This window comes from Faecalibacterium prausnitzii (assembly GCF_003324185.1).
In the GTDB taxonomy this organism is placed as follows: Bacteria; Bacillota; Clostridia; order Oscillospirales; family Ruminococcaceae; genus Faecalibacterium; species Faecalibacterium prausnitzii.
This window is the reverse complement of sequence record NZ_PXUP01000009.1, coordinates 1-23,211: the sequence shown is the minus strand read 5'-3', so window position 1 is coordinate 23,211 and position 23,211 is coordinate 1. Positions and strand designations below refer to the sequence as shown.

Annotated in this window: 25 protein-coding genes and 1 tRNA gene; 12 read left to right on the top strand and 14 right to left on the bottom strand. The window is 58.8% G+C overall.

Going from position 1 to position 23,211, the window contains the following annotated elements:
• Positions 1-54: 54 nt before the first annotated feature.
• Positions 55-1,134: a branched-chain amino acid aminotransferase gene (locus C7J97_RS07400; RefSeq protein WP_015537652.1), complete on the bottom strand. Its 1,080-nt coding sequence runs from the start codon at positions 1,132-1,134 to the stop codon at positions 55-57.
• A 252-nt stretch (positions 1,135-1,386) separates the two neighbouring features.
• On the opposite strand from C7J97_RS07400, the gene C7J97_RS07395 reads away from it, so the two are divergent.
• Positions 1,387-2,040 carry an HAD family hydrolase gene (locus C7J97_RS07395; RefSeq protein WP_113992456.1) on the top strand — a complete coding sequence of 218 codons (654 nt, stop codon included), beginning with the start codon at positions 1,387-1,389 and terminating at the stop codon, positions 2,038-2,040.
• Between the two features lie 52 nt (positions 2,041-2,092).
• On the opposite strand, the gene C7J97_RS07390 is transcribed toward C7J97_RS07395, so the two are convergent.
• From C7J97_RS07390 to C7J97_RS07360, 7 genes are all read right to left on the bottom strand, one after another.
• A complete protein-coding gene (locus C7J97_RS07390; protein WP_113992455.1) occupies positions 2,093-4,045 on the bottom strand; it encodes a bifunctional metallophosphatase/5'-nucleotidase in 1,953 nt (650 codons plus the stop codon).
• A 260-nt stretch (positions 4,046-4,305) separates the two neighbouring features.
• Complete coding sequence (locus C7J97_RS07385; protein WP_242983464.1) at positions 4,306-5,256, bottom strand: ROK family glucokinase; 951 nt, start codon at positions 5,254-5,256, stop codon at positions 4,306-4,308.
• A gap of 150 nt (positions 5,257-5,406) precedes the next feature.
• On the bottom strand, positions 5,407-6,291 hold the full coding sequence (locus C7J97_RS07380) for a fumarylacetoacetate hydrolase family protein (protein WP_113992453.1): 885 nt from the start codon (positions 6,289-6,291) through the stop codon (positions 5,407-5,409).
• A 15-nt stretch (positions 6,292-6,306) separates the two neighbouring features.
• The gene (locus C7J97_RS07375; RefSeq protein WP_113992452.1) at positions 6,307-6,858 is read right to left on the bottom strand and encodes a DJ-1 family glyoxalase III; all 552 of its coding nucleotides are present in this window, start codon (positions 6,856-6,858) and stop codon (positions 6,307-6,309) included.
• A 74-nt stretch (positions 6,859-6,932) separates the two neighbouring features.
• A complete protein-coding gene (locus tag C7J97_RS07370; RefSeq protein WP_112121429.1) occupies positions 6,933-7,226 on the bottom strand; it encodes a YerC/YecD family TrpR-related protein in 294 nt (97 codons plus the stop codon).
• A 110-nt stretch (positions 7,227-7,336) separates the two neighbouring features.
• Complete coding sequence (locus tag C7J97_RS07365) at positions 7,337-7,831, bottom strand: GNAT family N-acetyltransferase (protein WP_055186462.1); 495 nt, start codon at positions 7,829-7,831, stop codon at positions 7,337-7,339.
• Between the two features lie 8 nt (positions 7,832-7,839).
• Positions 7,840-8,361, bottom strand: coding sequence for a nitroreductase family protein (locus C7J97_RS07360; RefSeq protein ID WP_113992451.1), 522 nt, complete (start codon positions 8,359-8,361; stop codon positions 7,840-7,842).
• Positions 8,362-8,586: 225 nt separating this feature from the next.
• On the opposite strand from C7J97_RS07360, the gene C7J97_RS07355 reads away from it, so the two are divergent.
• The 4 genes from C7J97_RS07355 to nagA all read left to right on the top strand — a co-directional run bounded on the left by C7J97_RS07355 (position 8,587) and on the right by nagA (position 12,963).
• On the top strand, positions 8,587-9,177 hold the full coding sequence (locus C7J97_RS07355) for an RICIN domain-containing protein (RefSeq protein WP_005925429.1): 591 nt from the start codon (positions 8,587-8,589) through the stop codon (positions 9,175-9,177).
• Between the two features lie 192 nt (positions 9,178-9,369).
• The gene (locus C7J97_RS07350) at positions 9,370-9,879 is read left to right on the top strand and encodes an NUDIX hydrolase (protein WP_005925435.1); all 510 of its coding nucleotides are present in this window, start codon (positions 9,370-9,372) and stop codon (positions 9,877-9,879) included.
• Between the two features lie 286 nt (positions 9,880-10,165).
• Complete coding sequence (locus tag C7J97_RS07345; protein ID WP_113992450.1) at positions 10,166-11,632, top strand: PTS transporter subunit EIIC; 1,467 nt, start codon at positions 10,166-10,168, stop codon at positions 11,630-11,632.
• A 203-nt stretch (positions 11,633-11,835) separates the two neighbouring features.
• Positions 11,836-12,963: an N-acetylglucosamine-6-phosphate deacetylase gene (gene nagA / locus C7J97_RS07340; protein ID WP_113992449.1), complete on the top strand. Its 1,128-nt coding sequence runs from the start codon at positions 11,836-11,838 to the stop codon at positions 12,961-12,963.
• A 120-nt stretch (positions 12,964-13,083) separates the two neighbouring features.
• Here nagA and C7J97_RS07335 read toward each other — a convergent pair whose 3' ends face one another.
• The gene (locus C7J97_RS07335) at positions 13,084-13,596 is read right to left on the bottom strand and encodes a PTS sugar transporter subunit IIA (RefSeq protein WP_015537663.1); all 513 of its coding nucleotides are present in this window, start codon (positions 13,594-13,596) and stop codon (positions 13,084-13,086) included.
• A 381-nt stretch (positions 13,597-13,977) separates the two neighbouring features.
• On the opposite strand from C7J97_RS07335, the gene C7J97_RS07330 reads away from it, so the two are divergent.
• Both C7J97_RS07330 and C7J97_RS07325 read left to right on the top strand, forming a co-directional pair.
• Positions 13,978-15,213 carry a DUF3048 domain-containing protein gene (locus tag C7J97_RS07330; protein WP_005925456.1) on the top strand — a complete coding sequence of 412 codons (1,236 nt, stop codon included), beginning with the start codon at positions 13,978-13,980 and terminating at the stop codon, positions 15,211-15,213.
• A gap of 12 nt (positions 15,214-15,225) precedes the next feature.
• Positions 15,226-16,302, top strand: a complete 1,077-nt coding sequence (locus C7J97_RS07325) for a DUF3048 domain-containing protein (RefSeq protein ID WP_113992448.1) — start codon at positions 15,226-15,228, stop codon at positions 16,300-16,302.
• Between the two features lie 207 nt (positions 16,303-16,509).
• On the opposite strand, the gene C7J97_RS07320 is transcribed toward C7J97_RS07325, so the two are convergent.
• The 3 genes from C7J97_RS07320 to C7J97_RS07310 form a co-directional block, all read right to left on the bottom strand.
• Positions 16,510-17,115, bottom strand: coding sequence for a hypothetical protein (locus tag C7J97_RS07320; protein WP_015537666.1), 606 nt, complete (start codon positions 17,113-17,115; stop codon positions 16,510-16,512).
• A 92-nt stretch (positions 17,116-17,207) separates the two neighbouring features.
• On the bottom strand, positions 17,208-17,882 hold the full coding sequence (locus tag C7J97_RS07315) for a histidine phosphatase family protein (protein WP_015537667.1): 675 nt from the start codon (positions 17,880-17,882) through the stop codon (positions 17,208-17,210).
• Positions 17,883-17,920: 38 nt separating this feature from the next.
• A complete protein-coding gene (locus tag C7J97_RS07310) occupies positions 17,921-18,487 on the bottom strand; it encodes a leucine-rich repeat domain-containing protein (protein ID WP_113992447.1) in 567 nt (188 codons plus the stop codon).
• Positions 18,488-18,903: 416 nt separating this feature from the next.
• Between C7J97_RS07310 and C7J97_RS07305 the strand changes: the two genes are divergently transcribed.
• The 5 genes from C7J97_RS07305 to C7J97_RS07285 all read left to right on the top strand — a co-directional run bounded on the left by C7J97_RS07305 (position 18,904) and on the right by C7J97_RS07285 (position 21,859).
• Positions 18,904-19,599: a helix-turn-helix domain-containing protein gene (locus C7J97_RS07305; protein WP_055186477.1), complete on the top strand. Its 696-nt coding sequence runs from the start codon at positions 18,904-18,906 to the stop codon at positions 19,597-19,599.
• Positions 19,600-19,715: 116 nt separating this feature from the next.
• Complete coding sequence (locus tag C7J97_RS07300) at positions 19,716-20,333, top strand: twin-arginine translocation signal domain-containing protein (protein ID WP_097785767.1); 618 nt, start codon at positions 19,716-19,718, stop codon at positions 20,331-20,333.
• 173 nt (positions 20,334-20,506) lie between these two features.
• Positions 20,507-20,995: a twin-arginine translocation signal domain-containing protein gene (locus C7J97_RS07295; protein WP_113992446.1), complete on the top strand. Its 489-nt coding sequence runs from the start codon at positions 20,507-20,509 to the stop codon at positions 20,993-20,995.
• A 35-nt stretch (positions 20,996-21,030) separates the two neighbouring features.
• Entirely contained in the window at positions 21,031-21,570 is a 540-nt protein-coding gene (locus C7J97_RS07290; protein WP_113992445.1) for a twin-arginine translocation signal domain-containing protein, read from the top strand.
• Between the two features lie 198 nt (positions 21,571-21,768).
• Positions 21,769-21,859 (top strand) — tRNA-Ser (locus C7J97_RS07285).
• A gap of 74 nt (positions 21,860-21,933) precedes the next feature.
• On the opposite strand, the gene C7J97_RS07280 is transcribed toward C7J97_RS07285, so the two are convergent.
• Together C7J97_RS07280 and C7J97_RS07275 are read right to left on the bottom strand one after the other, a co-directional pair.
• Complete coding sequence (locus C7J97_RS07280) at positions 21,934-22,371, bottom strand: YaiI/YqxD family protein (protein ID WP_113992444.1); 438 nt, start codon at positions 22,369-22,371, stop codon at positions 21,934-21,936.
• The gene (locus tag C7J97_RS07275) at positions 22,368-23,036 is read right to left on the bottom strand and encodes an alpha/beta hydrolase (RefSeq protein WP_113992443.1); all 669 of its coding nucleotides are present in this window, start codon (positions 23,034-23,036) and stop codon (positions 22,368-22,370) included. Before C7J97_RS07275 ends, C7J97_RS07280 begins: the two co-directional genes overlap by 4 nt.
• Between the last annotated feature and the right edge of the window lie 175 nt (positions 23,037-23,211).

Below are 23,211 nucleotides of genomic sequence, written 5' to 3'. Positions count from 1 at the left end.
CTGCCCCAGACGGTGTGCAACAGTCCCTTTAAAAGCCGTAGGGTGACAGGCGGCTCAATATTTCTTTTCCACAGGCACGATCCAGCCCTTGGTATCGGGGATCTTGCCCCACTGCATACCGGTCATGGTGTCGTACAGCTTCTGGGTGACAGGGCCGATCTTGCCGTCACCGATGAAGGCGTGCTCGCCCTTCCAGACCAGCTCCTTGACGGGGGAGACGACAGCAGCAGTACCGGTGCCGAACACCTCTTCCAGCTTGCCTTCGCGGGCAGCAGCCATGATGTCGGCAATGGCGATCTTGCCCTCAACGACCTCGTAGCCCCAGTCCTTCAGCAGCTCGATGCAGCTGCGGCGGGTGACGCCGGGCAGCACGGTGCCTACGGTAGCGGCGGTGTACACCTTGCCGTCGATCTTGAACATGATGTTCATGCTGCCAACTTCTTCAACGTACTTCTTCTCCACGCCGTCCAGCCACAGCACCTGTGCGTAGCCCTGCTCCTCGGCCAGCTCGCCGGCCTTGATGGAAGCTGCATAGTTGCCGCCGCACTTGGTAAAGCCGGTCAGGCCCGGGGCGGCGCGGATATACTCATCTTCCACGTAGATGCGCACGGGATTGATGCCCTCGGCGTAGTAAGCACCGGAGGGAGCGCAGATGATGCAGAAGATATAGTGCTTGGAAGCGTGCACGCCCAGACCCACATCATTGGCAAAGATGAAGGGACGGATGTACAGGGAAGCGCCGTCGGTGTGGGGCACCCAGTCGCGGTCCACGTCCACCAGAGCCTCAACAGCCTGAATGTAGTCCTCTACCGGGATCTTGGGGATGCACAGACGGTCAGCAGAATCCTGAAAACGCTTGGCGTTGCAGTCCGGGCGGAACAGCTGCACGGTGTCGTCGGCGGTGCGGTAGGCCTTCATGCCCTCAAAGATCTCCTGTGCGTAGTGGAACACCACGGTAGCGGGGTCCAGCTCAAAGGGGCCATAGGGGACGATGCGGGCATCGTGCCAGCCCTCGCCCTCGGTGTAATCCATGACGAACATGTGGTCGGAGAACTTTTTGCCGAAGCCGAGCTTCGTCTCATCGGTGGGCTTTGCCTTGGGCGTAGCCGTGCGGGTGATCTTGATATCCAACATAGTGAGTTTCCCTCTTTCCTTTTATGCGCGTGCGCACGATTTCCGGCGCTTTATGACACAAATGTTGGTTTCTATTATAATATTCCGGAGCGGTTTTGCAAGGAATCAAAAAATGTTTCATCTTTCCACCGGTAAAGTTGCACCAGATTGTGAGCACAATGGTGTGCAAACTGCCAAATCTATGGTACAATAGGGGCACAGAGCACTTTTGCGGAGCACAGCTCCGCTTTTCTACGGAAGGAGCATACTGCCATGATCGACAGCGTTATTTTTGATATGGACGGTCTGATGTTTGACACCGAGCGGGTCTGGGCTACCCTGTGGGAGCCTGCACTTGCCACCCTTGGGCTTTCTTATAAGGAAGGGCTGGACGTTGCCGCCCGCGGCACGGCAGGGGACACCATGCGGGCGGTGCTGCGCCGCTTCTACGGGGAAAACTGCGACACGGACGCCATCATCGAGGCGCTGCACGCACAGGCGGAAAAGGCGTTTCAGGCACCGCCGCCCAAAAAGCCCGGACTGGACGAAATTCTGACATGGCTGGACGCGCAGCACATCCCCATGGCAGTGGCCTCCTCCAGCCGGATGGCGTCTATCCGGCACCATTTGGACGGCTGGGGCTTGACCCACTACTTCAAGGTGATCGTCTCCGGCGAGCAGTTCTCAGCCTCCAAGCCCGACCCGGAAATTTTTTTGCGGGCAGCGGAGGCGCTGGGCACCCAGCCCGGCCGCACCCTTGTGCTGGAGGACAGTTACAACGGCGTGCGCGCCGGTGCCGCCGGGCACTTTGTCACCGTGATGGTGCCGGACATGGCCCCCGCCAACGACGAGATGCGCCGTCTGTACACCGCCGAGTGCTGCGACCTGTACGAGGTGCTGGAAGGCTTGCAGAAGGGGAGATTCTGATTGTGAAAATACAATGCCGGACAGCCCGCAGGCTGTCCGGCATTGTGCTATTTTAACGTGCTTTTTTTCTGCGGCGGAGTTTGCGCACCAGCTTACGGAGCAGCAGCACAAGGCACACCACCAGCAGAATGACGGTGAGGATCAGACCAAGGAGGATAAAGGTAAAGCGGTTGGGCTTTTTCAGCAGCGCGGAAAGGCTGCGGCTGTCCTCTACCTTTTTGCGGTCGTGCAGGGTGCTGTAGTAGTCCGGCACGTTGCCGATGCCGTCGCCGTCGGTATCCTCGAACGAGGCCATGTACCGCGCAATGGCGTCCCAGCCCTTCAGCTCTTTGCCGTTTTCGGTCAGGATCACATCCTCAAAATCTTCGATGGGAGTGCCGTCGGCGTACTTCGGCACGATGGACAAAATGCCGTAGGACATATCCGTCACAGCGCTCAGCATCTGCCCGCTGTAAAGGTCTGCTACGATGCGGTACAGCTTGTCGTCCTGCAGCTCCACACGCTGACCGTCCTTGACCAGATAGACGTCCGTCACCTTGTTCAGCAGCAGACGGTGGGGGTTGTAGGTAAAGTTCAGGCCGCTGCAATACAGTCGCGCGGTGGTCATGAAATCCGACACGGAAGCGTCGATCTCGGCGGCGGTGCGCAGTTCCTTGCCGGTGAGGTAGACTTCGATGAGAGGATAGCCCGGCACGCCGTCCGCGCCGATGCCCAGCGAGAAGGAGTTGAACACCTGCTCCACCGTGATATCGCCCCGGGCGTAGGTGTCGCGCACGGTGCCGCTGGGCACCACCGCCAGATCTACCGGCACGCCGTCATAGTCGGCGGCGTTCTCCACCGCGTACACATAGGCATCCGCGATGAGATCGCCCAGATTGTGCTCGGTGTGCACCTTGCCCAGATCTTTCAGGTTGGAGAAAACAACGTCATTTTCCGCCAGAACCTGATCCTTGGTGTAGCCGAACTGCGCCAGATAATCTTCGTCCACTGTGTCCATAAAGCGGTCGATGACCTCTTGCGTTTCCACATCGGCGGGAATATCGGAAGTGATGGGGATCAGCTGGTAATCGGTCACCTGCCAGCGTCCGTCCGCTTTTTGCGCCATGGACAGGCTGCCCAGATTTTTGCCGTATTCGCCGCAGGATACCACATAGGTGTCCCCGTGCCGGATGGGTTCCTGAATGCGGCTGTGGGTGTGGCCGCTCAGGATAAGGTCGAGCTCAGGCACACCTTTAGCCAGCAGCTCGTCCTCAGACTTTTTGGGGTCGTCCCATGTGCCGCTGTGGGAAACGCAGACGATCATGTCCGCGGTTTCGTTCGCCTTGATCTCTGCCACGGTGGCTTTTACCGCCTGTACCGGGTCCTTGAATTTCAGTTCACAGGTGGGCGCGCAGGAGAGGGCATCCTTGCCGAAAACGCCCACCACGGCAATGCGCACATCGCCCTTCTGCACCACGGTGTAGTCCTGCACGCCATAGGCGGCAAAGGCGTCTTTGAGCAGCTGCTGACCCTCAGTGAGGCCGGCGGCCTCCATGGCATCCCAGTCCACATTGCAGACCACGATGGACGGGACGGCATCGCCGGAGGTGCGGGCGCTGGTAAGCATATTGGCAAGACCCTTGGAGCGGTAATCGAACTCGTGGTTGCCGAAGGTGGTCACATCGTAGCCCATGTAGCCCAGCATCCGCAGCTCTGCGGCCTGCGTTTCAAACACGGTCTGGATCAGGGTGCCCATGGAAAAGTCACCGCCGTCGATCACAAGGGTGTCCGGGTCTTTGGCGCGCTGTGCCTTGATGAGGGTGTTGGCGCGGGCAAAGCCGCCGATGTCCGTTTCCTCGTCCTCCACAACGGTGGTGAAGGCGTTCAGGTGGGAGTGGGTGTCGTGGCTGAACAGGATGTCCAGCGTTTTGCCTGTCTCCGGTGCCTGCCCATAGGCGGCGGGAATGCCCAGCAGCACTGAAAACAGCAGCAGCACGGCCACCGTCATGGCAAAAAGTTTTTTCATGGCGTGTTCTCCTTTGTTGCGTCCTTATTTTTTCGGCTCAGCCGAATTTTTACAGCATCAGAAAAAGTAATACCACTCTATAAAAATCAACTATCTGCACGCTATTTTAGCATAAATGCACAAAATAAACAAGACGGCAGTTGCCTTTTTGCGCCGATATGCAACGCTTTTGGAAAATCAGACTTGTTTTGTCTCCTGTAAAAACAAAACCAGCCAAGCCCGCAGGCTTGGCTGGTTTGAAAGCGATCGCTATTCCCTGATCAGGCACCCACGATCAGGCGCACGGCACCGTAGATGCCGGCGTCGTTGCCAAGGCTGGCGGCCTTGATGGGGGTCTCCTTGCAGGACTGGAAGGCGTACTCCTTGTAGTGGCGCACCAGCGGGTTGAACAGGACTTCCCCGGCGCGGGCCACGCCGCCGCCGATCATGAACATTTCGGGGTCGGTGGTGGCGGCAATGTTTGCCAGTGCCATGCCCAGCGTGGAGGCCATCTCGTCCACCTCACGGGCAGCCAGTGCGTCCCCGGCGCGGGCGGCGTCGAACACGTCCTTGGCTTCAAAGTCCTTGCCGCGCAGGGTGCAGGCGGTGTCCGGGTTTGCGTCCAGCAGTTTCTTCATGCAGCGCACAACGCCGGTGGCGCTGGAGTACTGCTCAAGGCAGCCGTGCTTGCCGCAGCCGCAGACGGCGGTCTCGTGGGGGTTGACGGTGATGTGGCCGATCTCGCCGCCGGCACCATGAGCGCCGTCGATGACCTTGCCGTTTACGATGACACCGCCGCCCACGCCGGTGCCCAGCGTGACCATGACGGCGCTGCGGCAGCCCTGTGCCGTGCCCATCCAAATCTCGCCCAGCGCAGCCACGTTGGCGTCGTTGCCCACCAGCACCCGGATGCCGCCCAGCAGCTCGCTGAGCTCAATGGAGACGTTGCGATTGCCCCAGCCGCCAAGGTTTGCACACACGATGGGCACAATGCTGGAATCCAGCACCGGGCCGGGCACACCCAGACCGACACCCTCGACCTCGTCTGCGGACAGACCCTTTTCCTGCATCTTCTGCTGCACGGCAGCAGCCAGATTTTCCAGAATGTGAGCACCGTTATTAGAGGTATCGGTGCTTACCTCCCACTTTTCCAGCAGCTTGCCGCTGGTGGTGAACAGGCCGACCTTGGCGGTAGTGCCGCCCAGATCGATGCCAAATGCATATTCCTTCATGTCATTTACCCCTTTGATGCGGATGCGCCGCATTTTTTATCAGTATTTTATAGTATACCATATTTTTCCGCAAAAGAGCAGTACTGCGGCGGCATTTCGTGCAATCGGACTGAAATCTGTGTAAAATTTTGGGCAGTTCCACAAGGGAATTCAGCGCACGGTGTTGGTCAGCGTGCCAATTCCTTCGATCTCGCACTGCACGGTGTCGCCCGGGTGCAAAAATTGCGGCGGGTCCATGCCCATGCCCACCCCGGCAGGGGTGCCGGTGGCGATGATGGTACCGGCTTTCAGGGTCATGCCCTGCGAAAGCTCGTGGATGACATGGTCGATATCAAAAATTTGCAGCTTGGTGTTGGAATCCTGCCGCAGCTCGCCGTTCACCCGGCTGCGGATAGGCAGTGCGGGCGGGTAGGTGTCAAATTCATCGGCCGTGACGATGCAGGGCCCCATGGGGGTAAAGCCGTCCAGACTTTTGCCGAAGTACCACTGCTTGTGGGCGGTCTGCACGTCCCGGGCGGAGACATCGTTCAGGATGGTGTAGCCGAACACATAGTCTTTGGTCTGCCCGGCGGGCACATCCTTGGCATCCTTGCCCAGCACCACAGCCAGCTCACACTCGTAGTCCAACTTCTGCACAAGGTCGGTGTGCGCCTCGATAAAGCCGCCGTCCGGTACCGCGCGGCTGACCCGCTTGGAGAAGTAGATGGCGTCCTGATGCTGGGTGGAAAAGGCATCCGCAGAGTATTTTTCGGCTTCGTCCGAGTGCGCCATATAGTTGATGCCCAGACAGACCACGTCCTGCGCGGGGCAGGGGATGGGGCTTTGCAGGGTGACGGCCTCCACCGGCAGTGCGGGGATGCCGCTGATGGCCAGCTGCAAACCGAACCGCACCTGCGGGGTGAGAAAGGGGATGGCGTCAGACAGGGTCTCGTAGGAGAGCCCCAGCCAGCTCAGCGGCCAGACCTGTGTGCCGTCCTGCGAGAGGATGGCGGGGTCCTCCACACCGTCCGGCAGGCGGCAGGTGACAAAACGCATATAGTCTCCCTCCCCTCAGTGCCGGTAGGCGATGGCGCTGCGGATGCGGTCGGCTTCCGCTTCTCCCGCCAGCTGGCGCACCAGCTCCAGCGCAAAGGGGATAGCGCCGCCCAGACCGTAGCTGGTGGTGATGTTGCCGTCCACCACGACCTCGGTGTCCAGCACATGGGCGCCGGCCAGCTTGTCCTGAAATGCGGCGTGAGCGGTGGCGTTTTTGCCCTCCAGCAGACCCAGTGCTGCCAGCACGCTGGGTGCGGCACAGATGGCGGCTACCTTTTTGCCCGCCTTTGCAAAGGCGATGCAGGTGTCGGTCACCGTCTTGTTGGCGGCAAGGTTCGGCGTGCCGGGAATGCCGCCGGGCAGCACCACCAGATCCACATCGGAATAATCGACCTCCTCTGCCAGCGCATCGGCGGTGATGTGCACCTTATGGCTGCTCAAAATCTCCCGGCTGCCGGAAGCACTGGCCACCAGCACCTCCACCTTGGCGCGGCGGAGCAGATCCACCACCAGCAGTGCTTCGCACTCCTCGGTGCCCTCCGCAAAAAATACAACAGCTTTTGCCATAAGAAAAACCTCCTGTTCAAATCTTAAAAAGAAAAGCCGCGTGCCGCAGCTTTGGGCGGTACGCGGCTTTTGTATCAGTCAGCGGACTTTTTTTCAGCTTCCAGCAGCGCACGCAGCACACTGTCGTCCGCGCTCAGCACCCGGCTGACCCGGCTGATGATGGCGCTGGACGCGCCGGTCTTGTCCATGATCTCGGTGTAGATGCACTTGTCGGCCAGCAACTCGGCAATGTTGTAGCGCTGCTCCATTGCGCTGAGCTCCGAATAGCTGCACACGTCCTGCAGAAAACGATAGCATTCCTCCGGGGTCTTGAGCTGCAGAAAAGCCCGGTACAGGCCGGAGTTGCCGGTGGGATGATCTTTCGCCATGATAGTCTCCTTTTTGCACAGAATGCCCGCAAACAGCGGCTTTATTACACTACATCAGTGTAGTACAAACGCGGATAAATTTCAATGGCTATTTTGTGATTTTTCGGAAATCAACTCAGGGTGTGCTCATACACCAGCTCGTTGCGGGGCACGGTGCCGTTTTCCTGCTCGGCGGGGCGCAGTTCACGGTAGCGCAGTGCCTTGAAGAACTGCTGCACCGGCAGTGCCTTGGCATGGATGGTGCACCACACCCGGCCTTTGCCCTCGCCCTTGGCCAGCCGCTCACAGGTCTGCACGATATCCCGGCCGATGGCTTTGCCGCGGTATTCCGGCTTGAGGTACAGGTGCATCAGGTGCAGGGCGGTGTTCTCCATCTTCCACGCAAAGTAGCCGATGAGCTTGCCCCCCAGAAACACCAGAAAATAGTTCACGTCATTGTCGATGTCCGCTTCAATGGCATCGGCACTTTGCAGCTCCTCCACAAGGGTGTCCAGCTGCTTTGCGGGGTAGTAGCGCTTGTAGACCTCGTGCCACAGCTCGCTGGCAAGGTCGGCGGTGTTGTGGATGTATTTGGCCTTTGCGACCAGCTTGTAATCAGGCTTCATAAAACTCCTTATACTTTTACGATGTAATTTGGCTTGCGGGGCGCGGCGGGCTTGGGCGCGGCGGCGGGGTAGCCCAGAATGCAGTGGCCTACGCCGATCCAGTCCCCCTCGATGCCCCACTTTTTCAGCAGTGCCTTGCCCTCGGCGGAGTCGAACTCCTCCCGGGCACGGTTGATCCAGCAGCTGCCCAGCCCCAGCGATGCAGCAGCCAGCATCAGGTTGCCCATAACAAGGCTGCCGTCCTGCACGGCGCAGTTTGCGTGTGCATCGGCCAGCACCACCAGAATGGTGGGTGCGCCGTACATGGGGTCGCTGTCGGTGCCCATGACGGCGGCGTTCATCCGGGTCAGCTGGGCGCGGGTGGCGGCATCCTGCACGACCACGATCTTAGCGCTCTGGCGTCCCATAGCGCTGGCGGCGTAGGTGCCGGCCTCCAGTACGGCGTCCAGCTCTGCATCCGTGATCTGCCGGGGCTCGTAGGCGCGGCAGCTGCGGCGGCTGCGAATGGTTTGTAAAGTCTCGTTAGTCATGAAAGATCCCCTCCTTAATAGTGGATGGCTTTATTGTACCACAACCTGCGCCGGAGTGCAAAGTGCCCGCCGGTAAAAATCATGATCGGCTTCCGAAAACGTTTGCGCTGCAAAAACACGACAGAATGCACAAAAAACAAAAGAAAGATTATGGAAAAGCATTCTTGTTGCCAGCGGACAAATCGGGTATAATAGGGCTACCATAGCGGAAAGGAGTTGTGCTCTATGGCAAAGGCATCGCAGGTCGTCATTATGGAGGGGGAATACTACATTATCAAGTCCCCCAACGGGAAGGTACTGGAAGTAAAGGATTTCAACACGGAGAACGGCGCCGGCATCCAGCTGTGGAGCTATGCGGGTCATCCGTGGCAGCAGTGGCAGTTTGTGGACGCGGGCGAGGGACGCTGGCGCATCCAGAACCGCTTTACCGGCAAGATGATCGATCTGGCACTTGGCGGCGTGGTGGAGGGCACATGGCTGCACCAGTGGAGCCGCACCAGCGGGCTGAGCCAGTGCTGGGCGCTGGAGCCCACCCGCAGCGGGCGCACCCGCATCCGCAATGTGCTGGCGGATAAATACATCGACCTTGTGGGCATGAACACCGCCAACGGCGCACAGGCGCAGATCTGGAACTATGTGGCGGGCGGCAATCAGGAGTGGACGCTGGAACGCATCGACCCCGATGCTGCCCAGACCGGCAAGCGCGCCGGCGAGGCAAAAGACCCCCAGCCCACCCCCAGCCAGCGCAAGCACCAGAACGACTTGGTGCGCAAGCTGAACAGCGCAGGCAAGGGCCGCGCCGGGCGCAAGGCATAAATCGAAAAACGCTTCCGCTGCTTTGTGGGCATCCGCAGCGGAAACACTTCCCAAAGGGCTGCTGCACAGCGTTTCATGCAGCAGCCCTTTCTTATGAAAAAAGATACGCGTATGCCGCCGCTGCGCGGCGGCATACGGTAAGCATTCTCGCCCTCTGGCGAAAAAACATCGGACAAAAAAGGAGAACGACCCATGAACTTAGGCGCATTTATGGACCCGGAATTTCCCATCTTCAGCACTACTCTTTGCTATCTGGAGCGGGAGGACGCCTACCTGATGCTGCACCGCATCAAAAAGCAGGACGACTACAACCACGACAAATGGGTGGGCGTGGGCGGCAAATTTGAGCGGTTTGAAAGCCCGGAGGACTGCCTTGTACGGGAGGTGCGGGAGGAGACCGGCCTTACCCTGACGCGCTACCGTGCCCGGGGACTGCTGACCTTTGTGTGGGGCAACATGACCGAGTTCATCCACCTGTACACCGCCGACCGGTGGGAGGGCGAGATGATCCGGGGCGATGCCTGCGCCGAGGGAGAACTGCAGTGGGTGCAAAAGTCTGAGGTGCAAAAACTGCCCATCTGGGAGGGGGACAAGCTCTTTTTCCGTCTGCTGGAGGAAGAGCACCCCTACTTTTCCCTCAAGCTGGTGTATGACGGCGACACCCTCAAACAGGCCGTGCTGGACGGAAAACGCATCGTATAAAAAGGTGCAAAATATATGGACTTATGGTGGGATGCAACCCTTTGGACAAAATAGACATAAAAAGAAAAGATTTTTCAGCACTTAAATCAGGACGCGTGCAGAAAAAACAAAAAATACTGACAGATGTGCCATCGAATAAGGACTTTTGACGCATTTTAATAGAAAAAAGAAAAAACCACTTTCTTTTTTTGCAAAAATATGTTACTATTCTGTTACGGAACTGTGGACAGCCTACAACCAGAGACTGTCTGTAAACACAAACATTTCTTAAGGAGGAATGTGTCTTATGATGAAGTATCTCCAGAAACTGGGCAAAGCGCTGATGCTTCCCGTCGCTGTGCTGCCGATCTGCGGCATCCTGATGGGTCTTGGTTATGCCCTCGCTCCGGGCGTTATGGGCGTTCCCGGTGCTGCAACCTCCGGTGCAGCTTACACCGTCGGCTTCCTGCTGGTCAAGGCAGGCGGCGCTCTGATCGATAACATGGCATGGCTGTTTGCCATTGGTGCCGCTGTCGGCCTGGCTGACAACGACGGTACCGCAGGTCTGGCCGGTCTGGTCAGCTACCTGATGATGCAGCAGCTGCTGAGCCCCGGCGTGGTCGGCATGGTGCGCACCCTGGAAGAGGGCACCGCTACCTACATCGCTTTCCAGAAGGTCGCCGGCAACTCCTTCATCGGTATTCTGGCCGCTGTTGTGGGTGCTGCCTGCTACAACAAGTTCAAGAATACCCAGCTGCCTGACTGGCTGGCATTCTTCTCCGGCAAGCGCTTCGTTGCAATCGCTACCGGTCTGATCTCCATTCTGGTGTCCGTTGTTCTGCTGTTCGTCTGGCCCGTCATCTTCGACGCTCTGATCGCAATCGGCAACGGCATCGCTGACATGGACGGCATCGGCGCCGGCATCTACGCCTTCCTGAACCGTCTGCTCATCCCCACCGGTCTGCACCACGCTCTGAACAACGTGTTCTGGTTCGATACCATCGGTCTGGGCGACCTGACCCACTTCTGGGCAGGTGAGACCAGCGCTGATGTGGGCTGGAGCCTTGGTATGTATATGTCCGGCTTCTTCCCCTGCATGATGTTCGGTGTTGCCGGTGCTGCTCTGGCTATGGTCAAGACCGCTAAGAACAAGAAGGCCGCCATCGGTCTGGTTCTGTCCGCTGCAATCTGCGCATTCGTCTGCGGCGTTACCGAGCCCTTCGAGTTCGGCTTCATGTTCCTGTGCTTCCCGCTGTACGTTGTGTACTCCGCTCTGTACGGCATCTTCACCATCATCACCTACTACTCCGGTTTCCGTGCTGGCTTCTGCTTCTCCGCAGGTGCTACCGACCTGATCTTCTCTGCATCCCTGCCCGCAGCTGCTAAGACCTGGATGATCATTCCTCTGGGCATCGCAGCATTCCTGGTGTTCTACGCAGTGTTCTACTTCGCTATCACCAAGTTCGACCTGAAGACCCCCGGCCGTGAGGATGACGACGAGGAAGCTGAGAAGAAGGTTGTTCTGGCTAACAACAACTACACCGAAGTCGCTTCTGCTGTTCTGGCTGCTGTCGGCGGCAAGGAGAACGTGAAGGACGTTGGTTACTGCGCAACCCGTCTGCGTTTTGAGGTGAAGGATAACGCTAAGGTCGATGAGAAGGCTGTCAAGGCTGCCGGTGCTGCCGGTGTCATCCGTCCCAGCAAGAACGCTTGCCAGGTCATCATCGGCACCAAGGTGCAGTTCGTCTACGACGAGCTGAAGAAGATGCTGTGATCCTGCACTTCTGAAAAAGAATGAACTGCAAAAGTCTGGTTGATTTTGCAGTATGAACCGGGCCGCCGGGGGCGGGGTGCACAGCGCCCCCTTCCGGCGGCCCGATTTTTATGCACGGCGGTACAATGTTCACACAAAAGGACTTTTGAAAAAACACCCGGCGTGCTATACTGGGTGAAAAGAAGAAAAAACGAGGTGTTTTTATGATCCTTCAGAATGCACTGGTCTATACCCCGCGCCACACCTTTGAGCGCGGCACCATCGTCATCCGCGATGGCCGCATCGTGCCCTTTGCCGCCCCGGAAGAGGGCGAGGAGGTGCTGGACGCCGAGGGTCTGTACGCCCTGCCGGGCCTTGTGGATATCCACTTCCACGGGGCAATGGGCAAGGATTTCTGCGACGGCACCGAGGAGGCCATCCAGACGCTGGCAGATTTTGAGGCCAGCAAGGGCGTGCTGGCCATCTGCCCTGCTACCATGACCTACCCGGAGGAGTTTCTGAACAAGGTGATGGACGCCGCTGCCGCCCATAAAAACGGCAAGGGTGCCGACCTTGTGGGCATCAACATGGAGGGCCCCTTCATCAGCCCCAAAAAGGTGGGCGCACAGAACCCGGAGTATGTGCAGGGCGCAGACGCCGCCATGTTCCGCCGCCTGCAAAAGCGTGCAAACGGTCTGATCAAGCTGGTGGACGTTGCCCCCGAGGAGCCGGGCAATCTGGACTTTATCCGGGAGTGCCATAACGAGGTGCGCATCTCCATCGCCCACACCTGCACCGACTACGACACCGCCGTCAAGGCCTTTGAGGCCGGTGCCACCCACATGACCCACCTGTACAACGCCATGCCCGGCATCACCCACCGTGCGCCCGGCCCCATCATTGCGGCCATGGAGCACGACGCCGAGGTGGAACTCATCACCGATAACGTGCACATCCACCCCGCCGTGGTGCGGTTCACCTTCAACACCTTCGGGGACGACCACGTCTGCCTGATCGCAGACAGCGCCATGTCCTGCGGCCTGCCGGACGGCCAGTACAGTCTGGGCGGACAGGCTATTACAGTCAAGGGACCCCGCGCTACCCTGACCGAGCACCCGGACACCATTGCAGGCAGCAACACCTGCCTGTACGACTGCATGAAGCGTGCTGTGCTGGAAATGAACGTGCCGCTGGAAAGCGCTGTCCGCGCCGCCAGCGAGACCCCCGCCAAGAGCATCGGCGTGGATAACGACTACGGCAGCCTTGCCGCCGGACGCTACGGCAACGTCATCCTTGCGGACAAGGAACTGAACCTCAAGGCCGTCATCCAGAAGGGCGTCCGCATCGTCTGAGCTTTGTAAAAAAGTGATGCCGGGCAGCCGCAGACTGCCCGGCATCACGCTGTAAAAAGATGCTTTCTGCAAAAAGAGGCCGCTGCGCAATTGCAGCGGCCTCTTTTGTGATGCAGAAAATCAGACCTTGAACAGCGGGGTGCCGGGAGCGACATCGCCCTCTGCCAGCATCTTCACTTCGTCGCCTGCACCATCGGTCACGATGATGGCGGTGGCGGTGGGGTGGCCGGCGGCGCGGATGGCGTCCAGATCCACCTTCAGCAGCGGGGTGCCGGCGGTGACCTTCTGGTTCTCCTTGACCAGAACGGTAAAGCCCTGACCCTTCATGTCCACGGTGTCCATGCCGACGTGGATCAGCAGCTCGATGCCGTCGTTGCTGGTAATGCCCACAGCGTGCAGGGTGGTGGCGATCTGGGTCACAGTGCCGTCAAAGGGGGCGTACACGGTGTCGCCGGTGGGCTCAATGCCACAGCCGGGGCCCAGAATGCCCTGTGCAAAGGTCTCGTCCGGGATGTCGGCCTGTGCCAGCACCTTGCCCTGCAGCGGGGTCAGCACGGTCTTGCTCTGGTTGGTGAACTTAGCGGTGTTTTCGTCCTTGGACTTGCCGCCAAAAAGCTTGTCAAAAAAACCCATAAGTATCATTCCTTCCTGTCATCATGCAAGGGCGGCAAAGGTAACAAAATGTTTGCCGACCCTGAATGGTTTACCTGTATAAAAGATACCATACCGCGCACCAAAATGCAAGAAACGCGGGGACTTTTTCTCCGGGACTTTTTCTCCATGCTATCATGGCAGAGGATTCTGCCTTTTTGCCGGGGGCTGCCCCGGAAGGGTCACTTCCCGGCGGTGACCCCTCTTCTACGCTGCCGCTAATTTTCACTTTACAAACGCCGCAAGAACCGTTACAATTACAATCAAAGCAGTGCCGAAAGGCCGTTCGTTTTCATCCACCGCGCGCAACCGTTCCGACAGCGCCGGGGCTGCGCAAAACGCTCTTATCAGGAGGTTTTTTGCATGAAAAAGATCACGCGTCGTACCATTCTCCGTGCCTCGGGGCTGGCAGCCGCCTCGCTGGCTCTGTCCGGCTGCGCGCCCGCCGGCAGCGCCTGTGTGGGCAACGGTTTTTCCGACTGGCTGAAGCAGACCTTCGGGAAGGACAGCGCCGCCTCTTCTGAAAGCGCAGAGGCCGCAGCCCCGGATGCAGGAACCCCGGACGCCGGAGCGGCGTCTGAACCCCCTGCGGAAAGTGCCGACACCAGCCTGCCCGCCTACAACGCCGACCCCCTTACCGGCGAGCCGCGCCGCAGCAACGGCCGCATGGTGGGCGTGATGGTGAACAATATCAGCAACACCCAGCGGCAGAACGCCCGCCCGCAGCGCGGCATCGGTTCTGCCGACCTGCTCATCGAGAGCAAGGTGGAGGGCGGCATCTCCCGCTTCTGCGCGGTGTATTATGACGCCAACGCCATCCCGGAGGTGGGCCCGCTGCGCTCCGGCCGTGACCAGTTCCTGCAGCTGCTCATGCCGTGGCAGGCGCTGTACTACCACGATGGCGAAAGTGCCCCCTGCACCAAGTTCATCAACGTGTACAACTACTCCGGCCTGAACATCGGCGGCAAGAGCTACTTCAACACCCCCACCCATCCACATGTGGCGCACCGCGACAGTCGCGGCCGCAACGTGGCTTACGAGCACACCGAATTTACCTCCGGTGCCGAGATCCGGAAAGCTGCCGCCAACGCGGGGATCGGGCTGCAATACCCTTATGAGAGCACCTTCTTCCGCTTTGCGGACTACCGCACCGGCGCAGAGAACAAGATGTCCGGCGCTGCCGCCGCCAAGACCATCAACATCGTGCACTCGGACAGCTACAAGACCACCTTCAGCTACAACCGCTGGGATCACCTTTATAAAATGTCCATGTACAGCCGCGCCGCCGGTGCCTTTGAAAACACCGTGGACGAGCTGACCGGCAAGCAGCTTGGCTTTACCAACCTGCTGGTCTGCTTTGCGGGCATCGCAGACTACCCCGGCAACTCCGGCGGCGTGCAGCAGGTGGACTATGTGTCCGGCGGCGAGGCCTATTTCTTTACCCGGGGCGCAGTGCAGCGCGGCACATGGCAGAAGGCCTCCCCGGAGCACCCGCTCAAGGTCTACGCCGCCGACGGCAGCGAGATCTGCTTCAACCGGGGCAAGACCTATCTGGCCATCGTGGACGATGACGAGTGGCAAAACTTCAACTATCAGTAAGGGGAGAAGCCCATGAAACGCAAATGGAGTCTGCGCCTTGGTGCAGCCGTGCTGTGCGCGGTGCTGCTGGGCAGCTGCGGGAGCACCGCCGCTGCGCCCGCAGAAAGCACCGCCCCGGCAGATCCGCTTACCGGGCAGCAGCTGCTGTACCCGGAGCAGCGGGCGGCGGCGGTGGTCATTGAAAACACCACCGACAGCACCACCCAGTGGGGCATCGGCAGCGCCTCGGTGGTGCTGGAAGCAATGACCGAGAGCGGCAGCTCCACCGAGCTGTGTCTGGTGTACCCCGCCCTCAGCGCCATGCCTGTGGTAGGGCCGGTGACGCGCGGGCAGGACTTATACTGGCGGCTGCTCAGCGGACAGCAGGTGCTGCCCATCCAGTGCGGCAGCAGCGCCTATGCCAAGCGGTATCTGGAATACTATAATCTCCGCGCGGTGGACGCGCAGGAGGTGGGACGCAATGCCTTTGTCAGCACCGGTTACAGCTGGGACAACACCCCTTTGTGGCGCACCAGCGGCAAGGCGGTCGCCTCGGTGCTGGACAGCCTGAGCATCTCCACCGCCGTGAACCAGAGCGCTTCCGGCAGCGAGAGTGAAACGGCAGGCGTTCTGCCCGCCCTGCTGCCCCAGCGGGACACCGGCCATCTGCCGGACGCAAACGCCGCCGATGCGGTAAAGGCGACCGTGAATTTCCAGTCCGGCGGTGCCACCGGCTTTGTCTATGACGATGCCCTTGCCGCCTACGGGATGCTGCACGCCGACGGCACCCCCCAGCTGGATGCCAACACCGGCACACAGGCGGTCTTTGACAACCTGCTCATCCTGTACAGCGGCTCCTCCCTGCGGGACGATGGCCGCACGCTGGACTACGACCTTTCCATGGGCGGCGGCGTCTGGCTGAATGGCGGGCACCTGTGGCAGGTCACATGGACGCAGGGCACCCAGAGCACCCTTGCCCTCTACGATTCCAATGGCAAGCCGCTGGAGCTCCCGGCAGGGCGCAGCTACATCGCCCTGCTCTCCAGCCTTACGGGGCAGGAGCTGCTGGTGCAAAGCAGCACCGGCGAAGCGCTGGTGGGAGCCGGTTGATCTCCGGCAACGGGACGATTTTGAATGCGCTCTGCGTTGCTTTGCGCATATTCAGCGGAAAATTTATTATCATAATTTGCGGCTCAGAAACGTCTGCGGACGTTTCTGAGCCGCTTTTTCACGGGAGGGGCCACAGCGGCGAACGGCATTTGCTACAAAAAAAGAGCCATTGCACGCAATTTGTGCAATGGCTCTTTTGGTATGCTGTTACAGATCCACCACGCTGCCGACCTCGGCGGGGGTGGTGGGCACGGGGCCCAGAGCGGCCTCGTCGGCATCGCGGCGCACCGTAAAGATGGCGCTGCGTCCGGCGGCAAAGTCCGGGTGCCATGTCAGCGCAAGGGTCTGCCAGTCCTCCGGCACGGCGCAGAAGCAGTGCAGCAGCGCACCGCGTCCGGCGGCAAGGTTCAGGGTGAACACCGAGGCGTCCGCCGCGTTCTCGTTGTACAGCGGGGCGGCAAAGCTGCCGCAGGGCACGCTCTGGCCGTTGCAGGCAGCGGTCACGCCGGTGCCCATGCTATACAGCTGCTCCCGGGTACGCAGACCCCGACTTTGCAGGTAGCTGGTATCCACCGGCAGGCTGGCTGCCGAGAGGTTTTCCACCGAGAGGTACACCAGCACACCGCCCAGCTCCGGTGCCGGGGCATAGCCCAGCAGCTCCACGGCGGCTTTGCCGTCCAGCAGGGCAGGCTCGCCCGCAAGACACGGCTGCTGCGCCGCAGCACAGACCCCGGTAAGCAGGGCAGCCGCAAGGCTGACCGCACCGGAACCGGCACATTTCAGGAATGACCGGCGGGAGATGGATTGGGACATGACAGCGTTCCTCCTGTATATGATACAATACACTACCCTTTAACAATAAAGGATTCTGCGCGTTCTGTCAAGGGGCGGCGGGAAACTGTAACTTATTCGTAGGCCTCGTTCTCCTCGGCTTCGGCCTGCCCCTGCAGGGTGTCGGCGTAGCCAAAGGGTACGATGTCGATGGCCTCTACCAGCTTGTCCCGCATCCACAGCTGTACATCGGTCTGCACGGTGTAGCCGCAGCCCGGGTCTGCCATCCACTGCTCGGGGCGGCGGGTGGGTACGGCGCGCTGGCTGAGCATACTCATGATCACACCGCCGTGGGTCACGCAGGCGGCCTCGGTAACGTCCATGCGGATCATGTACTCAAACAGCTTCATAAGGCTGTCGGCACAGCGGGCGTGGAACTGCTCGGTGGGCTCAGCGCCCTCCGGCAGATAGCCGGAGCCCGGGGTGATCCACTTTTTGAAGTCCTCGTCGTGGACGAGATCCTTCACCGGGCGCCCCTCAAACTTGCCAAAACCGGCCTCCCGCAGATCGTGCACCGTAAACTGGTGGGCAGCCCCGGGGAACAGGATGTTGGCGGTCTCCACCGCACGCAGCAGGGGGGAGGAGAAAACAGTATCTACCTGCGGGTAGACGAACCGCTCTTTCAGCTCGGCAAGCTGCGCACGGCCCTCGTCGCACAGGGGCAGGTCGGTGCCGCTGCCGATGTACAGGCCCTGCAGGTTGCCCGCGGTCATGCCGTGGCGGATGAGATGAAGCTTGAAGGTTTTCATGGATCACACCTCTTTTGGTTTAAAGTTCCGGATAGGGCTTAGCCCTCGGCGTAGTTGACCTCCACGGTAGCGGGGAACACATTCATGTCCAGACGGCAGTTGTCGCGGATGGTCACGCTGGTCAGGGCGTTGCAGTCCTTGAAAGCGCCGGTCTTGATGTAGCCCACGCTCAGGGGGATGTTGACCTCGGTCAGGGCGGTGCAGCCGTTGAAAGCGCCGGCCTCGATGTACTCCACACCGTCGGCGATGTTCACGGTGGTCAGGGCAGTGCAGTCCTTGAAGGCGGTAGCGCCCACGCTGGTAACGGTGCCTTCCACCTCAACGGTGGTGATCTGGTCGGCCTGATCAGCCCAAGGAGCCGGAGCGTCCTTGGTGAAGTTGGTCATACGGCCGGTGCCGCTGATGGTCAGGGTGCCGTCAGCCAGTGCCCAGGTCACACCCTCGCCGCAGCTGTTGTTGGTGGCAGCAGCGGTGGAAGCAGCCACAGAAGAAGCGGCTGCGGAAGAAGCAGTGGTCTTGGAGCCGCCGCAGCCGGTCAGGGCGATGGCGGCGATCAGGACGGCAGCGGCAGCGCTGCACAGACGGACTTTGCGCTCGAGTTTCATGATGAAGTTTCCTCTTTCTTATTCTTGGTATATTACCTTTTATAGCGTCTGCCTTGCCCTTCGCGGATTTGTGCGCCGGTCAAGAACAGTCGCCAAAAAGAGATTATAGCACAAACTGCAGAAAGATGGAACCACCTCTTTGAAAAAATTTTGTTTCGAAAAAGACCTGCTTTCACTACGCCTGTCGTTTTTTTGCCGCAGCGGAAACACAAAATCTATGTGTTAATACCCATAGTTTAGCATAGATGTGGGGTCTCCGGCAAGACTTTTGACAATAATGACGAAAAAAGACGAAAAATATCGGCATTTTTCTTGCTTTACAAGCCGTTTTCCAATGTGTATAATCAACCTGTTGTAAACCAAAAACAAGGATGTTACCAAAAAACAGATCCTGCGGACATTGAGGAGAGCACACCATGGAGTTCAATCGTATCATCAAGCTGCTGCGCAAGGAGCGCGGCATTACCCAAAAGCAGGCGGCAGAGGATCTGGGGGTCTCTCAGGCGCTGCTGTCCCACTACGAAAAAGGCATCCGCGAGTGCGGATTGGACTTTGTGGTGCGGGTGGCAGATTACTATAATGTTTCCTGCGATTATCTGCTGGGGCGCAGCGCCGAGCGCAACGGCATGATGCTCTCTGCCGAGGATCTGCCCAACCCCGAAAAGATGAAGGACAACGTCTACCACGGCAGCGTACTGCCCACCATGAACAAAAAACTTATCTCTAACAGCCTGAACGTGCTCTACGCCAAGATCGGCCAGTGCCACAGCAAGGCGTTGACCACCGAGGTGAGCGCCTACCTGATGATGGCGGTGGCCAAGATGTTCCGGCTGCTCTACTCTGCGGAGCCGCACAACGCCTCCAGCATGTTCAGCATTGAGCCCCACCGCTGGCACGGCTATTCCGATGCGGTGATGCGAATGGCGGAAGCCAACGTGGAGGCGCTGCTGGACGGGCAGGACGTGAACGGCGGCGAGGGCGTCAAGGACCCCGCCTGCCTTGCCATGACCACCGAAAGCCTGACGCGGGAATTTCCGCTGTACACGCCCAGCCTGTTAAATCTGGTCAAAACCAGCGAGACCCATGTCAAGGGGCTTTCGCCGCAGGAGTGACCCGGCTTGTGAAATTGTTGTAAATAATCAGCCCGAGCTCTTGCATCTGTGCGCCGGAAACGGTATAACCAGAGAAAGAAGAAAAAGAAACTGACCCTTCAAGGAGGATATACCTTATGTCTACTGTCATTTCCCGCCGCAGCTTCCTCAAGTGCACCGGTGCATCTGCCGCCGTACTGGGCGCAGCCAGCCTGCTGGGCGGCTGCAAGTCCAACGGCGACGACACCGTGGTGGAGGTCAAGGTCGGCGATACCGTCCGCAACTGGAACGGCTTGGGCGTGCAGCTGACCAGCGTGTTCCACCTGACGCAGGACCCCGTACAGCCGGCAGGCTACGAGTATCTGGGCGTGCGGGTGACCACCGTCAACCGCAGCAAGACCGAGAGCTACGCCATCGGCGCACAGGGCATTGACGCCATCAACGAGGCCTACCCCGTGCCCCCGCTGGAGAACGTGGACGCAAACTTTCAGGCCATGGCCGCCGCTACCCCGGACTTTACCGCCGTCTGCGATGGCCAGCCCGCAGCCTGCTGCGCCAATATCTCGTTGTATAACGCCAATTCCCAGAGCTTTTCCGATGTGGAGAGCCTGCCCCCGCAGGGCAGCGCCTACATCGTGCTGATGCTCATGGTGCCCAAGGACTGGAAGCAGCTGAAGGTCACTTATGTGCCCACCTTCCTGGAGGGTAAGAGCCTGACCTTCGTCATGAATGCCTCTGACGTGATCCGCAGCTGACAAAATCACCAGAAAAATCACTTAAGCTTCGTCTAAAATGCGCGATGCTGCCACAAAATCTTCACATTTGTTTTGTGAAAAATCATTGACATTTTTCTCTGTTTCGCCTATTGTATAGGTAGTGCCTTATGGCAGAATCTGTATTATTGATGTGTCCCAAAGGAGGAACGAATATGACTGGGGAATTTTCCCGCCGCTCTTTCCTGAAATATACCGCCCTCACCGCTGTGGCTGTGGCGGGCAGCAGCCTGCTGACCGGCTGCTCCGGGTATGCCCCGGTACAGCACGCCGTTGGCACCAGCAACAAGGTGCTGAAGGTCGTATCCACGCTGGAGCAGGTAGAATGCACTGCAACTTTCACCACCTTTAAGTTGGTGGTGAAAAACGGCCGCAATAATGCGCTGGACGTGACCAGAGCAAACTTTGCCGTGAAGGCAGACGGATATCTGGCCTACCAGAACGACAAGCTGCAGGTGACCAGCCCGGATGCGCTGAGCCATCAGGTCAAAAAGGGCGAGACCGTTACTTATTATGTGACCGCAAAGGGTCTGAATGCACGGACGGACGGTCCGGTGACCCTTACCTTCTATCCCGATCTGGAGTACAGTGAGTTCAACGCGAACTGGGAACTGACCGCAGACGCTTTGAAGTCTACGACCTGAGCCCTAACATTCTGGTAAAAACGGAGGAATAAGCCATGTCTTATACATTTTCCCGCCGCGCATTCCTGAAGTATTCGGCAGCCACCGCAGTGGCTGTAGCCGGTGCCAGTCTGCTGGGCGGCTGTGAATATCAGGACCCCCAAAACCCGGTGAGCAAAAAACTGCCCAGTGCGATCACCAGCGAGCTGCAGGTCATTGCCGGCCTGAAGACCATGAAGATCGCCGGCGGCACCTGCACTCTGGAGGTGGACATTGAGTCTGCCCGTGCAAACCCCATCCCGCTGGATCCCTACCGCTTCTCTGTTGCCGTCAAGGGCACCGAGGACAAGCCGGTCTACTTCAGCGATAACTGGGGCGGCGTGCGCATTCTAGACGCTGAGAACAGCCTGATCCAACAGAAAAAGCCCATCACCATCCATCTGGCCGCCGACCACTTCCCCACTCTGGAAGAAGGTCAGACCGTGGTGTTCAAGTTTATGCCCATCCGCGAGAACTCCGAGTATTCCATGACTTGGGAGATCACCAAGGAAGTGTACGAAGAGTTCATCGCAAATCAGAGCACCAGCAAGAACTGAGCATATCATAGCTGAACTATGACCGCAGGCTGCTGCACAAGACTTTGTGCGGCGGTCTGTTTTTGTGTGCAGGCCGTTTTGTACTGTGTGCGGATGATTCAGGCACAGCACCCGGCGCTGCACCGCGCTTTGCGAGGCACTTGGAGAAAAGTGTTGACGGCAGCAGGCTTTTTTGTTATACTGTATAAGGTTTATTATGGAGATGTATCGAAGCGGTCGTAACGAGAACGACTCGAAATCGTTTTGTCCTTAATCGGGCACGTGGGTTCGAATCCCACCATCTCCGCCAACAAAAAGCACCGGCTCAGGCTGGTGCTTTTTTGCATATCCAACCGGATTTTTCCAGCCTTCCAAAAGTATGTATCAATGGTTGTAGTTCAAGATTTTCTCAAGCGTGTCCGCAAACCTGACATCCTGCTCCTTCGTCCGCTTTGGGCTCCCCTTGGGGTGCTTTCCGGCACGGAGGAGCTTTTTGTTTTCATACCGCCGCAGCATGAGAGCGTCTATGTTGTCGGCGGTGTATTCCAGACCATTCTGGTTCAGCACCCGGGCGCACTTGGCAAGGCACATACTCGCCAGCCCGTAGTCCTGTGTTACGACCACATCCCCCGGTTTGACCCGGTTGACCAGCGCAAAGTCCACGCTGTCCGCTCCTTTGTCGAACACCAGCGTCTGCGCACCTTCTCGCTCGATTTGGTGAGAGGTGTCGCACAGGATGATGACCGGAACGCCAAACCGCTTTGCAATCTGCAACGTCAGATTAACGACTGGGCAGCCGTCGGCATCGACCAAAATATTCATCGACTTTCCTCCATCACCCACCGAAAGGCTTTCGCCGTGCGCAGGTCAGCGTCTTTGAAATGCCCGCCGCTGTTCCATTCAAGGGTGCAGTCTGTGCCACGCTCTGCAAGCCGACTGTGCAGGGCGCGGATGTTATCGCCCACCGCAGCCATGACGGTGTTTTTCGTGTGTTCCTCCTTGTCGCCAAGGCTCAGATAAATGTGCTGTGCCTGTATCGGGCACTGCTGTTCAAACTCCATCCAGCCCGGAAACCAAACAGAGGGCGAGGCGGCAGCGATACCGTAGAACAGATCAGTCTGGGTGGATGCCCACAATGCAAACAACCCGGCCAGCGAGTAGCCGCCCAGAATGATTTTGACGTCCTCCGGGAGATGAAACTGCTGCTTCAGTGTGGGAACGACCTGTTCTGTCAGAAAGCGCAGGGTTTCCGCAGCATTGCCGCCGAAGCCTTGTTTTCCCCACACTGCAGGAGACTTCCACGGAGAAAGTGCATCGTTCCAGCTTTCCACGGGCACGGCCGCAAACAGAAAGTGGTGCGCACTCTGTGCAATAGCGGCAACCTCGCTGTCCATGCTTTGCAGCTCGTGCTCGCCGGTCATTTGGAGCAGTAGGTATTCTGCATGGGCTTCGCCGTAAATACGGCAAGGCCTGTTCCCGATTTGCATTATCTGTGCAGTCACTGCGGCATCCTCCCGAAAAAACTTTGATAAGCCCAGTATAGCAACTGAAAAATCATTTTGCAATTCAAAAGGCTTTCATAGCCGTAGACCAATTAAGCAAAGTCAATAGTACGTGTGGCTGATAAGAACAAAATCGAACGGTTTGTGTTCAGTATTCACC